This window comes from Lonsdalea britannica (assembly GCF_003515985.1).
Taxonomy (GTDB): Bacteria; Pseudomonadota; Gammaproteobacteria; order Enterobacterales; family Enterobacteriaceae; genus Lonsdalea; species Lonsdalea britannica.
On sequence record NZ_CP023009.1, the window covers coordinates 1,553,113 to 1,567,031 of the forward strand.

General features: G+C 55.4%; 12 protein-coding genes and 1 other RNA gene. 4 read left to right on the plus strand and 9 right to left on the minus strand.

Translation table 11 applies throughout. The features are described from left to right. The first annotated feature begins 2 nt into the window (after positions 1 to 2). Positions 3 to 1,334 (plus strand): MFS transporter, encoded by a 1,332-nt coding sequence (gene uhpC, locus CKQ53_RS07315; protein ID WP_118894825.1) that lies wholly within the window; start codon positions 3 to 5, stop codon positions 1,332 to 1,334. A gap of 388 nt (positions 1,335 to 1,722) precedes the next feature. Here uhpC and CKQ53_RS07320 read toward each other — a convergent pair whose 3' ends face one another. The 9 genes from CKQ53_RS07320 to CKQ53_RS07360 form a co-directional block, all read right to left on the minus strand. Further along, the gene (locus CKQ53_RS07320; protein ID WP_094118657.1) at positions 1,723 to 2,250 is read right to left on the minus strand and encodes a chorismate mutase; all 528 of its coding nucleotides are present in this window, start codon (positions 2,248 to 2,250) and stop codon (positions 1,723 to 1,725) included. A gap of 76 nt (positions 2,251 to 2,326) precedes the next feature. Beyond that, on the minus strand, positions 2,327 to 3,526 hold the full coding sequence (locus tag CKQ53_RS07325; protein ID WP_085652805.1) for an MFS transporter: 1,200 nt from the start codon (positions 3,524 to 3,526) through the stop codon (positions 2,327 to 2,329). Positions 3,527 to 3,875: 349 nt separating this feature from the next. Beyond that, complete coding sequence (locus tag CKQ53_RS07330; RefSeq protein WP_085652806.1) at positions 3,876 to 5,345, minus strand: SulP family inorganic anion transporter; 1,470 nt, start codon at positions 5,343 to 5,345, stop codon at positions 3,876 to 3,878. Next, on the minus strand, positions 5,342 to 5,977 hold the full coding sequence (locus tag CKQ53_RS07335) for a carbonic anhydrase (protein WP_085652807.1): 636 nt from the start codon (positions 5,975 to 5,977) through the stop codon (positions 5,342 to 5,344). The genes CKQ53_RS07330 and CKQ53_RS07335 overlap by 4 nt, the downstream gene beginning before the upstream one ends. Positions 5,978 to 6,983: 1,006 nt before the next feature. Then, a complete protein-coding gene (locus CKQ53_RS07340) occupies positions 6,984 to 7,511 on the minus strand; it encodes a YagU family protein (RefSeq protein WP_085652811.1) in 528 nt (175 codons plus the stop codon). A gap of 568 nt (positions 7,512 to 8,079) precedes the next feature. Then, on the minus strand, positions 8,080 to 9,291 hold the full coding sequence (gene ubiI, locus CKQ53_RS07345; protein WP_118894827.1) for an FAD-dependent 2-octaprenylphenol hydroxylase: 1,212 nt from the start codon (positions 9,289 to 9,291) through the stop codon (positions 8,080 to 8,082). A 35-nt stretch (positions 9,292 to 9,326) separates the two neighbouring features. Continuing rightward, positions 9,327 to 10,505, minus strand: coding sequence for a 2-octaprenyl-6-methoxyphenyl hydroxylase (gene ubiH / locus CKQ53_RS07350; RefSeq protein ID WP_118894829.1), 1,179 nt, complete (start codon positions 10,503 to 10,505; stop codon positions 9,327 to 9,329). Further along, a complete protein-coding gene (gene pepP / locus CKQ53_RS07355; protein ID WP_118894830.1) occupies positions 10,502 to 11,827 on the minus strand; it encodes a Xaa-Pro aminopeptidase in 1,326 nt (441 codons plus the stop codon). Before pepP ends, ubiH begins: the two co-directional genes overlap by 4 nt. A gap of 57 nt (positions 11,828 to 11,884) precedes the next feature. Then, complete coding sequence (locus CKQ53_RS07360; RefSeq protein ID WP_094118658.1) at positions 11,885 to 12,466, minus strand: YecA/YgfB family protein; 582 nt, start codon at positions 12,464 to 12,466, stop codon at positions 11,885 to 11,887. Between the two features lie 190 nt (positions 12,467 to 12,656). Between CKQ53_RS07360 and zapA the strand changes: the two genes are divergently transcribed. The 3 genes from zapA (at position 12,657) to CKQ53_RS07375 (ending at position 13,912) form a co-directional block, all read left to right on the plus strand. Then, on the plus strand, positions 12,657 to 12,986 hold the full coding sequence (zapA, locus tag CKQ53_RS07365; protein ID WP_026739504.1) for a cell division protein ZapA: 330 nt from the start codon (positions 12,657 to 12,659) through the stop codon (positions 12,984 to 12,986). An 84-nt stretch (positions 12,987 to 13,070) separates the two neighbouring features. After that, a non-coding RNA gene (gene ssrS / locus CKQ53_RS07370) (6S RNA) lies at positions 13,071 to 13,253 on the plus strand. 41 nt (positions 13,254 to 13,294) lie between these two features. After that, positions 13,295 to 13,912 (plus strand): 5-formyltetrahydrofolate cyclo-ligase, encoded by a 618-nt coding sequence (locus tag CKQ53_RS07375; RefSeq protein WP_085653124.1) that lies wholly within the window; start codon positions 13,295 to 13,297, stop codon positions 13,910 to 13,912. Positions 13,913 to 13,919 lie beyond the last annotated feature (7 nt).

Below are 13,919 nucleotides of genomic sequence, written 5' to 3' on the forward strand. Positions count from 1 at the left end.
TCATGTGGTTCATTTTAAAAAGCCGTCCTGACGCCCCTCAGGTGAAGGACAGCGCCCAGATCGATGCCGCCTATAAATATTGGCGCATTCAATTGATGTGGGTCATGTATGTCGGCTATGCCGCGTTCTATTTCACACGCAAGAGCTTCAACTTCATCATGCCCGCCATGGTGGCCGACTTGGGTCTGAGCATGTCGGACATCGGTATTCTGGGCACGCTGTTCTATATCACTTACGGCTGCTCCAAATTTATCTCCGGGATGATCAGCGACCGCTCCAATCCGCGCTACTTCATGGGGATTGGCCTGATTATGACCGGTGTTATCAACATCGTCTTCGGCCTGAGCTCCTCTTTGCTGGTGTTCGGCGCGCTGTGGATGATTAACGCCTTCTTCCAGGGTTGGGGATGGCCGCCGTGCTCCAAGATTTTGACCAGCTGGTACTCCCGCTCTGAGCGCGGAAGATGGTGGGCGATCTGGAACACCTCTCATAACTTCGGTGGCGCGCTGATCCCGCTGTTGGTGGGCTTTATTTCCCTGCACTTCAACTGGCGTTACGGCATGATCATCCCTGGTATCATCGGGATTACGCTGGGTCTGCTGCTGTGCTGGAGACTGCGCGACAAGCCGAACACGATGGGCCTGCCTAGCGTCGGTCAATGGCGTAACGACGAAATGGAGCTGGTGCAGGAGTCTGAAGGTCAGGGCCTCACCAACCGTCAGATCATCAAGCGCTACGTGCTGACCAACAAGTACATCTGGCTGCTGGCGGTGTCCTACGTGCTGGTGTACATCGTCCGTACGGCGTTGAATGACTGGGGTAACCTTTACCTGACGCAGGAGAAAGGCTACTCCCTGATGACGGCCAACTCGGCGCTGGCGCTGTTCGAAGTGGGCGGATTTATCGGTTCACTGGTCGCAGGCTGGGGTTCTGACAAACTGTTCCACGGCAACCGTGGTCCGATGAACCTGATTTTCGCCATTGGTATCTTCCTGTCCGTGGCCGCGCTGTGGTTGATGCCGGGCATCAGCTACGTGCTGCAAGCCGGCTGCTTCTTCGCTATCGGCTTCTTCATCTTTGGTCCGCAGATGCTGATCGGCATGGCGGCGGCAGAGTGTTCTCATAAAGATGCTGCTGGCGCGGCGACCGGTTTTGTCGGCCTGTTCGCCTATCTGGGCGCGGCGTTGTCCGGTTACCCGGTGGCGCAGGTGGTTGAAAAATGGCACTGGTCAGGTTTCTTCGTCGTGATCTCCATCGCGGCCTGCCTGTCCGCGCTGTTCCTGCTGCCGTTCCTGCGTGCGCAGAATCAGGATAACGTGAAAAAAACGGCCTGATCCGAGCGGTCGATTGACCGCCGACGCCTTCGAGACGGCATCTGACCCAAGTCGATGTCGTCACGGAGGGCGGTGATGAGGGAATGGCGTCATCCCCTCTCGCCGAGCTTATCTAAACCGCCGTCGACAGCCTGTCGCCAACGGATGATACAGCGCCCTCGTAGAGAAATGGTATTGCGGTTGCCGCTCCATTGTCTTCTGCGGGGGCGCTGTTTTACGTTCTGGGGAAGTCCTGACGTCTGTCCCCTAAGCGACCGACTTCCCCGTCCTCAATACCCTCGATATTACGATTTTCTCACTGTGCGGCGTCAGCGCACGGCGTCACAGCGTGATAGCGAAAATGGGCGGGGAAAATGGCGCGCCGGAGTTTTACCGCGCGCCTTGCCGATCAGTGATGCAGGCGGATTTGTTGCAGGGTGGTGAAGAGGCGTTTTTTATCGCCGACGCTCAGTTTTTTATCCGTAAGCGACTGAGAGAACTGCGCATAGGACAGTCGATGCAGACTGCCGTCCTGCTGCAACATGACGGTAATTTGTTGCAGCAACTGCGTGTTGATATCGATTAAACGGGCTCGAACTGTGTCCAGCGGAAGCGGTTGATAGTTCAGCTCGGGAGAGGAGAGCCAGTCCGCGCGGTAGCGATACTGAATCGCCTTGGCGGCATCCATCTGCGCTTGAACGAACGGCGCGGTGGAAGCGCAATCCAGCCCATCTTTCTCCGCCTGACGCAGGCTAACTTCAAGCACGTTGTGCTCCTGCCCTGAGTCCTCGATGGGGCGCTGATGCGCCATTTTATCGGCGGCGACATCCTTCATGTAGCTGAGTCGTTGATTGATAAGATCGGCGACCGGCGATGTGCCTGCGGCGATGGCGTTGCAACAAAACACGAGGGTGAGAAGCATCGTTTTCCGTAACATGGTAGCTCCTTGTTAGAGATAGGGGATATGTCTATCCGGGTGAGGTCCATGCGCTCGTCACGATGAGCCTCTGACGCTATTCGGTCTGCGATGACGAGATATGTGCATGTTGCTGCATTTTACGCATTCCCAGCACGATCCCCAACCCCGAGAGCAAAGAGATCACCACGGCAATGTACATAAAGTCCTGAATAGGCAGGTGATAATGTTCAGCGATAAACAGAAACAGCCACATGAACGGCAGGATGGACTGATTTAGCATGACGATCAGCGAAGAGGCGCCAGCCAGTTGTCGTGAAGGGATCAGGGTAATACGCAGCGTACGCATGACGTTATCGGTGAAGACTTTTCCGGCAATGCACAGCGAGTAAAAGGTGATAAACGGTATCAGTCTGTCCATCGTATGGGAGAGCGCAAGCGATGACAGCGTGATGATGAGAATGCCGAGCGTCAGCTGTCCCTCCTTGCTAACACGTCGCATCCCGGTGCCGTAGATACCTGTCGTGACCATGCCGGCGGCACCCGCAAAAATCTGAACCAGTCCGAAATATTCAATGGGCAGCGCCATTTTTGTCTCGATAATAGCGGGACCACTGGAAGCCATTAATCCAGCGAAGAAATTATTTCCCGCCGCCAGAAATAACATCAAAATAATAAGTGGACTTTTTAATAGGTTCCAAGAAGGCATTAAATTTTGAGTGGCGACCGTTGTAGATTTTGTGGCGAGAGTGAGGTGTTGAGTTGTCAGAAAATAATAGGCATTGATTAAATAACCGGTGGCGGCAATAAATAAAATCGTCATGTAGCCTGAGTCATAAAATAATATGCCGAGCAACGGGCCGATAACACAGCCTAATAAATCCGCACGGGTCAGCAAGTTGGCATCTTTATTCACATTCCGACTGAAGGTGGCAATCAGTTTCTCGAACGCCAGGGTGGTTTGTGCATTGCCCGCGGATACGACGGTGCCGAACACCCCCGCGCAAAGGGATAACATCAGTGGGTCCCGTGTGAAGTGCAGCACCAGGCACAGTAGCAGGCAGGCCAACGCTTTGACCGCATCCGAGGCAATGGAAAGCGTACGCACGCCCCAGCGGTCGATGCCGGCTCCCAGCAACGGGGTCAGTACAATCCTGGGCAGCCACCACAGGGCGTAGGCGAGCCCCGAATAGGTCAGACTTTGGGTTTCCGCATAGACCAGTATGGGGATCAAAAATACCATCAGGCCGTCTGCAATAAAGACTAAAGAAACAAAAAAAAGCGGGATAGGATTCATGTATAACTTCATCCTGAATAATATTACGGTCGTTTTTTAAATTAAAAAATTTTTATTAAAACGCCCATAGAGGGAATCCGTGCCGAAGCGTAATGATAAATAAGCCTAAAGCCTATTGATGCACCAATATAATGATGTGGCTGACATAAAGTAAACCCTAATCTATTTTTTCCCGATTTATGTCAATTCGTGCAGGGATAATTTGCGGACTTATTATTTTAACGGTTTCGCTCAACGGTTGCGTTTGAACCGGCGAAGTCTGGGTAGGTAGCCCAGGCCGCCTGAACGGCCCGGGTTGTAGGAGCATGTAAAACGCTGCACCACACGTACAGCATGAAACTTCATCGCATTACAGCGGCCACTGTGCCAGACGAATGCCGCGTTGCGTCGCCTCTTCGCGGAACTCGAGCAGCATGTTTTTGACGTCCGCATCAATGTAGTCCGCATTGTCATGCTCGACGATAACCACGCTATGAGACGGGATCTTGTTGAGCAGCGACTGAAGATGCGGGTTGTGGACGAACGTCAGGTTCTTCTGGAAGCGCAGCACGAAATGGTTGCCGTAGCGGGTGAGCTGCAGCGCATTACGGTGGCTCTTATAGCTGCTGATGGCGAGCTGAGCGGCTATCCCCAACCCAATCCCCGCGAGCATGCCGAATACGATGATCCCGGCGATGGTGATGATGAACGGAGCAAACTGCTGCCAGCCATTCTTCCACTGAGAGACAAACAGGGCCGGAGCAGCCAGCTTGTATCCGGTATATAGCAGTACGGCCGCGAGGCTGGCCAGAGGAATGATGTTCAACAACTGGCTCATGTAACGCACGCTGAGCAGCAGTAAGACGGCGTGCAACAGGATGGCGATTTTGCTGCGCGCGCCTGCGTTAACGTTGACGGAACTGCGCACGATGACCGCCGTGATGGGCAGACCGCCGACAAAACCGCTGAGCAAATTCCCGACGCCCTGCGCCCGCAGCTCTTTATCCGGCGATGGCGGCGGAGTCTGCGGCTTGATTTTCTTCAGGGCTTCCTGACTGAGCAGCGTTTCCAGACTGGCGACCAGCGCCAGCGTGACGGCGACGACGTAAACGGTGGGGTTGTTCCAAACCTGCCAGTCAGGACGGATGGCTTCAGCCGCCAACTGGCCGAGATTTTCGAAGGATGGAAGCTGAATGCGCGGCAGCGTGGTGGCGAAATCGGCAACAACGCGATCGCCAAAAAGCGCGCACAGTCCGCCAAAGAGAACGGCGACCAGCGGTCCGGGGAACCAGCTCAAGATTTTGTGCTGTTTGATGGCGGGATGGTCCCAACACCATAGCAGTAGTAGTCCCGAGAGAGCGACAAAAGGCGCGCTAAACGAGGGCAGCAGGGAAGGATCGCGCCATAGCGAACTCATCTGCTCTGCATCCGGAAAACCCAATGCCAGCGGGATCTGCTGCATGATCAACAGGAGGCCGATGGCGGCTAGCATACCGCGGATCACACTGCTGGGAACCACTGAAATGAAACGTCCAATGCGGGCCATGCCCATCAGGTATTGCAGCACGCCGGAGAGCATGATGGCGAACAGCAGAGCGGCGAACGAACCCAGCGACTCAATGGCCCCGGACACAATCGTGACCAGTCCTGCGGCCGGGCCGCTGACGGCATAGCGCGACGGGCTGAGCAGCGTGACCACCAGACCGCCGATGACGCCGGTTACCAGGCCGACAAAGGGGGGGAGCCCGCTGGCCTGCGCAATGCCCAGACAGAGCGGCAGCGCGACAAGAAAGACGACAATACCGGCGGGGATATCTTGGCGAAGCGTTGAGAGGTTCATGCGGCGCCCTCCCCGTGACTCTGGTGAATCAACTCCTTCAGATGACCGTTATGCAGGTCGTAGACGCAGCCAAACACGCTCAGTTCCATGCCGTCTTCCCAGGCTTTGACTACCGGCGGCGCATGGACCAACCGGGTGAACTGCTCGCGCACGTTGGCTTCGACCAGCCGGTTTCTCTGTTCATCCGGCGTTTCCTCTCTTCCCTGACCTACGTGATCAGACAGATGGGGGAGCAGCGTCGAACGCAGGGATGTGATCCGTCGAGACAGCGCAGAGTTTTCCTGATCCAGCGCCATCGTCGGTAATTCGATGGCCGCCTGAACGCCGCCGCAGCAGTAGTGGCCGCACAGTACGATGCGCGAGACGCGGAGGTATTCAAGGGCGTATTGCAGCACGCTCATGAAGTTATCGTCCTCGTGGCTTACCATGTTGGCTATGTTGCGATGCACGAACAGTTCACCGGGGCTGGAGCCCGTCAGGACTTCGGCGGGAACGCGGCTGTCTGAACAGCCGATCCATAGCGAGTGTGGCTTCTGCACCGAAACATGCTGTTTGAAGTAGTGGGGGTGCCGTTGGCGGCGTTGCAGCGCCCAACTGCGATTTTTGGCGAGCAAGGGTTTCAAAGTCGTCAAAATAGGTCTCTCCTGTGAAAAAAATTGAATGTCAGTTGAGCTTGTGGACACGCGTTAACTTTCCCCAGTAATACATACCTCGAAAATGAAAAGCATGGGGCGAATGACTGATTATGGATATCGCCTGAATTTGAGGCGTCGTGCTGATAAAAATAAATAACGTGTTGTGATTGTAAGAAAAAAAGAGTTATTCACCAGTTGAAAAAACGTAAATCAGATTATTTACCTCAGTGGTTATCTTATGATTTATCGCTGTTTTTATGGAGGTGGCTATTAATTTAGTTAATTAAAGGGAATCATCTTGTTATTAAATAATAGCTGTGTAGGTAAGCTGGCCGGTCTGCGCTGATGTTGGGCGCGGGGACCATTTTTTATCGGATTTATGTATTTAACTTATTGATTTAATTTATTTTTATTTTTTGAGTAAATCACTGGTGAGTTTAATATTCCCTGATGTTGCACTTATTTTTTTAAATTTATATCATTTTTTTAATGATATAGAACGACGCCAGTATTTCCGCTGCGATGGCACGCATTCGATATTTATATACCTATAGCAATGTCCTCGATTTTTCGCCAGTTTAGTTCGGCATGGAAAATACCCTGATATTGAGTCTGGTTATATCCCCGATTCAATTTGCGGTATGAAAATAAGGGGTTTAATCAAAATGTATACGAGGTTATTCAGCCATCAGAATGGCCAGCTTTAACAAGCTATGTCTCTTGTGACCCTTATTGTCCTTGGCCATAGAGTCCATTTGAGACACTTCCAGTCGCTTAGGTGTCCTTTGTATGTAAATTAACGTCAATTTTTTTCAATATATTTATAGGGGCGGATTTTACGGGTCGTTGTTGTGATTCGACGGCGGCTGAGACATTGGTGATAAACAGTCGTTGCGTCAATACATTGTTGGACGTTTGACAGGACAACGGTTGGTGAGGGGCGAAAAAAATGCCGCTACCCGGAGCGGGTAGCGGCAGAATTGTACGGGCGTTAAACGGCGAATTAGCGCGTTTCGCCAGCGTCCGGCAGGTGTGTCATACGGTTGCGCAGATCGCGGCGAGCAAGCTCAGCAACCCAGAAGCAGAACATATGACCAAACAGTTCGGAGAAGTGTTCAGCAAACGGCTGATCCCAAGGTGCAGGCACGGTACCGAACAGCGGCAGCAGAACGACGTGGAACACAACCCACAGTACCAGGCCGTAGAATGCGCCCTGCCACAGTTTGATTTTGGTGCAGAATTCGGCAGCGATACAGTACAGCACGGTAAAGGTGATTGAGAAACCGAAGTGCATGATGAAACTCATGATCGGGCGCGGGTTGCCATTGAACAGGTAGCTAATGTGAGAAAGCTCAAAGGACATACCCAGCTGTTGCAGCAATTCCTGTGGCGGGTTAGTCAGATCACGTGCGGGTGTTCTGGGTGGAAAAGGAATTTCCCAGCCGAATTTTGTAATGGCACAAATAATGCCCGCAATAATACCGACCAATATAGCCAGTAATACTTTCTCTTTAACGGTACGCGCTTGCAGCATGTTATTTTCTCCTCAATAACGGCGCAAAAACAGGGAACGAAAACGGCAGATCTCCCCGCTGGGAACCCCCCGGCAGAAACTGAAGATCTGTGATTATATGTGCTTGCAATCATATACCTACCTAGGAAAGGTGTCGACATTATCTGCTTGCCGTCACGCTTTGATAGTGTAGCGGAAATGCTAATGGAAGGGCGCAATATAGTTAGTGTAATGCAACACCTGAGAAATATAACCACTATTATTTTATAGCCGGATATTTTAAGTCAGAAATATCATGTAAATAGCTTTTTTATATTATTTCGGTAATGAGAAATAAGCGATATCGCTTTTAACATGATGTTGAAAAAAGGTCGCCGCTTTATTGTGCGGTATTTTTATCCCGCCTTTATCTCCGTCACGCTCCTTCGATAAAACGTTAATCGGTTCTCTGTCGGTTTACGGGTAAAACAGGGGCGGGTCGGTGTATTCCTGTGCTGAGCATCGTTGCAATATGTCGGGCGTCAATCCGGTGAAAGGCGAAAGCGTTCAGGAGCGTCAGAGACGCTCCTGGAGGTATGAAGGCGGATTAGCGTTGCTCTTCCAGCCACTCAGGCATGTCGTGGAACCCCATAGCCTGACGTACGAGCGTGGGTTTGATGCCAGGCAGGGTATCCGCCAGCTTCAGCCCCACGTCGCGCAGCAATTTCTTGGCCGGGTGTGAACCGGCGAATAGTTCGCGGAACCCCTGCATGCTGGCGAGCATCATCGCAGCGCTGTGCTTGCGGCGACGTTCGTAGCGGCGCAGATACAGATACTGGCCGATATCTTTGCCCTGAGACTGGAGGCGCTTGAGCTCGGCAATCAGCTCGGCAACGTCCATAAAACCCAGATTCACGCCTTGTCCCGCCAGCGGGTGAATGGTATGCGCCGCATCGCCCATCAGCACCAGTCGGTGTGCGGCAAAGCTACGGGCGTAGCGTGCCGTCAGGGGGAAAGACTGTCGCTCGCTTTCCAGCTCACACAGGCCCAGACGCATATCAAACTCGGCGGCCAGCTGCGAATTGAACGTTTCCGCTGGCGCTTCCAGCATGGTCTGCGCGCGTTCCGGCGGCAGAGACCAGACGATGGAGCAGAGATGCGGATCGCTGAGCGGCAGGAACGCCAGCATGCCGTCGCCGTGAAAGACCTGCCGCGCCACAGACTCGTGTGGACGCTGGGTACGGATATTGGCGACCAGCGCATGATGACCGTAATCCCAGAAGGTCAGCGGAATATCGGCATGTTGCCGCAGCCATGAGTGCGCGCCGTCCGCGCCGACCACCAGCCGCGCTGTCAGCATGCTGCCGTCTTCCAGCGTGATAAAGGCCTCGTTCTCCCCCCACGCCACCTGCTTTAGGGCCGCGGGCGCAATAAGAGTGACGTCGCGCGCGCGTTCCGCATGTTGCCACAGCGACTGTTGGATCACCTCGTTCTCGATGATGTGGCCAAGATGGGAAAAACCGGTCTCTTCGCCGTTGAAGCTAATGCTGCCAAAACTATCCCGATCCCACACGTACATCTCGTTATAAGGGCTGATGCGTTGGGCCGCGATGGTTTGCCACACGCCGAGCTTTCGCAGCAGCTGTTCGCTGGCGGCATTGATGGCTGACACGCGCGGCGCCAGATCCTGCTGGGCGGCGGGGGCATTCACCGGCTGTTTTTCCAGTACGGCGATGCGTAACCCGCTGCCCTGTAGCCCGCAGGCGAGCGCCAGACCGACCATGCCTCCGCCGGCGATTACCACGTCGAATGATTGCATAAAGCGTGAATTCCTGTTGTTGCCGTCGGCGACGGTTATCGTTCCACCCAGCCTAGCGTTCTGCGTGCCAGACTATCCCGCAGCGCGGGCAGGCTGTTCATGGCCATCAGGCCCAGATTGCGCGCCACTTCCATTGAGAGATACGCGTTGGCGAAGATCCTCACCAGCCCGTCAGTAATCGCGACGGTCGTCTGGCGATCCGGCTGACGCCGTTGCTCGTAGCGATCCAGCACCGGATAACTGCCGGGATCTTCCCCGCGCGTTACGGCTGTCACGACGGTTTCCGCCAGCGTCATCACATCGCGCAGCCCGAGGTTGAAACCCTGACCGGCGATAGGATGGAGCGTTTGCACCGCGTTGCCGACCAGCGCGAGCCGGTGGCTAATGTGGCGCTCTGCGGTGCGCAGCGCGAGTGGATAACTGTGGCGTTCGCCGACGTGCGTCATCGCGCCCAGCCGCCAGCCGAAGGCAAGCTGTAGCTGACGCCGGAACGCGTCGTCGCTCCAGCTATCCACTTCGGCCTGCCGCGCCTGCGGGTGGCACCAGACCAGCGAGCTGCGGCCCTGACTCATCGGCAACAGTGCCAACGGGCCATGCGGCGTGAAGCGCTCGTAGGCGCGGCCGCGGTGAGGCTCCGAGGTAGTGATGTTAGCGATGACCGCCACCTGTTCATAAGGATGATCTTCCCAGCGAATCCCCGCAGCATGGGCTAGCTGAGAGTGGGAGCCGTCGGCGGCCACCAGCAGCTGTCCGCGCAACGCGTCGCCGTTGTCCAGCGTCAGCGTCGCGCCGTTAGCATCGCGCTCGACGTTGACCACCGTCGCCGGGCAGTGGAGACGTACCCCCGGCGCTTGCTCCAAAAGTGAGAACAGGCGTTTGCCCGCTTCGTGCAGCTCAACGACATAGCCTAATGCGTCGACTCGGTAGTCCCGGGCGTGCAAATAGACATAGCCCGCGTGGCCGCGATCGCTGACGTGTACGGTGTTGATCGGCGTGGCGGCATCCGCCAGAGCAGGCCAGATACCGATCGTTTCCAACTGCTGGCGGGTGCCTTCCGATAAGGCGATGGCGCGCGCATCAAAGCCGGGATGCTGGCGATCCTGGGGGTCGCGGGATTCGATAAGATCGACCGCGATCTTCCCCTGCGACAGAGTGGCGATCGCGAGCGCCAGAGTTGCGCCGGCCATGCCTCCGCCGACGATCAGGATACTCATGAAGCGTTGCTCGCCGCGGCCGCCATCAGCGCTTCGATATCGTCCGGATCTTTTACCACGCCCGCGGTCAACACCTCGTTACCGCTGGCGGTAATCACAATATCGTCTTCGATGCGTATGCCGATGCCGCGATATTCCGGCGGGACGTCGGCGTCCGGGGCGATGTAGAGGCCCGGTTCTACCGTCAGCACCATGCCCGGCGCCAGGATGCGTCCGCGATCGCCGGTGCCGTAATCGCCGACGTCATGGACATCCAGACCCAGCCAGTGGCTCAGGCCGTGCATATAGAAGTCGCGGTGCGCTTCGGCGGTATAAAGTTCGTCGATGTCGCCGTGCAAAATACCGAGATCCAGCAGGCCCTGTAGCATGATGCGGACGACTTCTTCATTAACCTCACGGATGCTGCGTCCCGGACCATAAAGCTCGATGGCGCGTTTTTCGGCGGCCAGCACGATGTCGTAAATTGCGCGCTGAGGCGCCGTGAATTTTCCGTTAACCGGGAAAGTTCGGGTGATGTCACCCGCATAGCCCTGGTACTCGCAGCCAGCGTCGATCAGCACCAGATCGCCGTCCTGCATCTGGCTCTCGTTCTCGGTGTAATGGAGAATGCAGCCGTTTTCGCCGCTGCCCACAATCGTGTTGTATGACGGGTAGCGAGCGCCGTGGCGGGTGAACTCGTAGTGAATTTCCCCTTCCAGCTGATACTCATACAGACCGGGACGGCTGGTTTGCATCGCGCGGGTATGGGCCAGCGCCGTGATTTCTCCAGCGCGTCGCAGCAGGTCGATTTCGAGCGGCGACTTAACCAGACGCATTTCATGCACCCACGGGCGCCAGTCCGTGATCGTCGACGGCGCGGAGTAGCCTTTACGCGTGCCTTCACGCAGCGTTTCCAGCGCGGCGAACACCAGTTTGTCGGCGTAACGGTACTGGCCCTGCGCGTGGTAAACCACGTCCAGTCCATTTAGCAACAGATGCAGCTGTTCGCCCATCTCTTCAAACGGCAACGCGCGATCCACACCCAGTTTGGCTGGGGCGGCATCCTGTCCCAGACGGCGTCCGAACCAGATTTCGGCGTTGATATCGCGGACCCGGTTGAACAAGACGCTGTGGTGATGATTTTCATCGCTCTTGACCAGCAGCAGCGCGGCTTCAGGCTCATTAAAGCCGGTGAAGTACCAGAAATCGCTGCTCTGCCGGTAGGGGTAGTCGCTGTCGGCATTACGTTGCGCTTCGGGGGCCGCAAAAATAATCGCGGCGCTGGCAGGCGCCATTTTTTCCAGCAGTGCCTGCCGTCGACGGAGATATTCTTGTTGATTCATCACCTGCTCCTGAATTGTCAGCGCCGGGCGCTGACCTGTAAGGCGGATAGCCGAACGTTAGTGCAGCGTCGGCTTTTGTTCGGGGGCGGTTACCACCGGATGAGTGAACTCGTTATGACACATTATGGCAGCAACCCGCACATATTCGACGACTTCTTCCAGCGACTGGGACAGCTGCTCCAGATCTTCATCTTCGTCATAGCCAAGCTGAGCGATGTTGCGCAGATCGCCAATCGCCTCTTTCAGTTCGCCCTGCGTCTTTTCCAGACGCGGCTGCACTACGCCGAGGCCGAGCAGGAAGTGGTTGACCCAACCCGCCAGACCGTCGGCGCGTTCAAAAACGGTCACATTGTCTTGCGTATCGTCCGGCAGGAACAGCTGGAACATGAAGCCTTCATCGTCCAGCGTACTGCGGGTGATCTGGTAAATCTCCAGCAGCGGCTGAGCCAACGCCTGGGGGAATGACAGGCCGTCGTTGGTCAGTTCCGACACCAGCGTTTTCCAACTGTCGTCGTGATTGCCGCCGCATAAAATGCCGCTGATCAGGCCGTGCATTTCCGCTGCCGTCAGGGCGACCTGATGCTGTTTCAGTAGTTGTTCAGTGGCTTCATAGCCAGGGAGTTTGTTCTCTATAGACATGCGCATTCATCGTCGTTGCGGGGAGTTCGTGTTATGCTACCACCAAGCTCCGTTGCTATACCAGAAAGGGCTTGTATCTTCTATTTGGGGTATATATAGTAGCGCCCGCTTTTTACCTGGAAAGGCTGCCAGGCAGCGCCAGGTAATCAATCCGCGCGGGTGCGAAACGACACAAGGGCAGGAAGGTGGCATGTCTGCACAACCGGTAGATATTCAAATTTTTGGCCGTTCGTTAAGAGTGAATTGTCCGCCAGAACAACAGGATGCGTTGAATCAGGCTGCGGAAGATCTTAACCAGCGGTTGCAAGATCTCAAAGTTCGCACTAGAGTCACAAACACGGAGCAGCTGGTCTTTATCGCCGCGCTCAATGTGTGCCATGAGCTGGCGCAGGAACGGACAAAAACCCGTGACTATGCCTCCAATATGGAACAACGGATTCGCATGCTGCAGCAGACCATTGAACAGGCGCTGCTGGAGCAAGGCCGCATTACCGACCGTCAGGATGCCCAGTTTGAATAAGTGCGCATTTTGGTAAAGAGGTTGGGGATTACGGGTAACAAAACGCTGTTAGACATGTTAGGGTAACAGCGAGTAACGAATAAAATTTCTCTGAGATGTTTGCCAGCGGGCCAGTCCCCTGAGCCGATATTTACAACCAACAGAATGTTGTGCTTGTGGTTGGTGCGCATGCTCGGTCCGTCCGAGAAGCCTAAAAACTGCGACGTGACGTTCACCTTGAACCAAGGGTTCAAGGGTTACAGCCTGCGGCGGCATCTCGGAGATTCCTTCCTTTTTCTTACATCCTTTCCAACAGGCCGATACCCGATATGCAGACGCTCACTTCTTCTGCCGATCGCTCCGCCGATCTTGACCGTCAGACCCTCCGTCAGCGTATACGCCAACGTCGCCGCGCGCTTAGCGCCGAACAGCAGGCGAGCTTCTCTCAACAGGCGGCGCAACGCATTATCGATCATCCCCGAATTCAGCAAGCCCGACATGTAGCGGCGTATCTCTCATTTGATGGCGAACTGGATACCGCTCCGTTGATTGACGCGCTCTGGCGTCAGGGCAAGCAGGTCTACCTTCCCGTTCTGCATCCGTTCAGCGCCGGTCAGTTGCTGTTCCTGTGCTATGAACATGACACGCCGCTAACGCTTAACCGGCTGAATATTTTGCAGCCGCGATTAGACGTGCGTCAGGTGTTGCCGACTCACCAGCTCGATATTCTGTTTACACCGCTGGTGGCGTTCGACGATCAGGGACAGCGACTGGGGATGGGCGGGGGATTCTACGATCGCACGCTGGAACACTGGCAGGCGCGCGGGCCTTATCCGATCGGTCTGGCTCACGATTGTCAGCAGGTGGAGCAGGTGCCGGCAGCCCATTGGGACGTCCCGCTCCCGGAAATCCTCACGCCGTCCCGCGAGTGGCGCTGGCCGACGTAAGGCATGC

Excerpts from the sequence above, each read along its gene's own strand:
- ubiI (WP_118894827.1), bottom strand. The coding sequence starts at position 9,291 with ATGCAATCATTCGACGTGGTAATCGCCGGCGGAGGCATGGTCGGTCTG.
- uhpC (WP_118894825.1), top strand. The coding sequence starts at position 3 with ATGTGGTTCATTTTAAAAAGCCGTCCTGACGCCCCTCAGGTGAAGGAC.
- ubiH (WP_118894829.1), bottom strand. The coding sequence starts at position 10,505 with ATGAGTATCCTGATCGTCGGCGGAGGCATGGCCGGCGCAACTCTGGCG.
- CKQ53_RS07360 (WP_094118658.1), bottom strand. The coding sequence starts at position 12,466 with ATGTCTATAGAGAACAAACTCCCTGGCTATGAAGCCACTGAACAACTA.
- pepP (WP_118894830.1), bottom strand. The coding sequence starts at position 11,827 with ATGAATCAACAAGAATATCTCCGTCGACGGCAGGCACTGCTGGAAAAA.
- CKQ53_RS07330 (WP_085652806.1), bottom strand. The coding sequence starts at position 5,345 with ATGAACCTCTCAACGCTTCGCCAAGATATCCCCGCCGGTATTGTCGTC.
- CKQ53_RS07320 (WP_094118657.1), bottom strand. The coding sequence starts at position 2,250 with ATGTTACGGAAAACGATGCTTCTCACCCTCGTGTTTTGTTGCAACGCC.
- CKQ53_RS07375 (WP_085653124.1), top strand. The coding sequence starts at position 13,295 with ATGCAGACGCTCACTTCTTCTGCCGATCGCTCCGCCGATCTTGACCGT.
- zapA (WP_026739504.1), top strand. The coding sequence starts at position 12,657 with ATGTCTGCACAACCGGTAGATATTCAAATTTTTGGCCGTTCGTTAAGA.
- CKQ53_RS07325 (WP_085652805.1), bottom strand. The coding sequence starts at position 3,526 with ATGAATCCTATCCCGCTTTTTTTTGTTTCTTTAGTCTTTATTGCAGAC.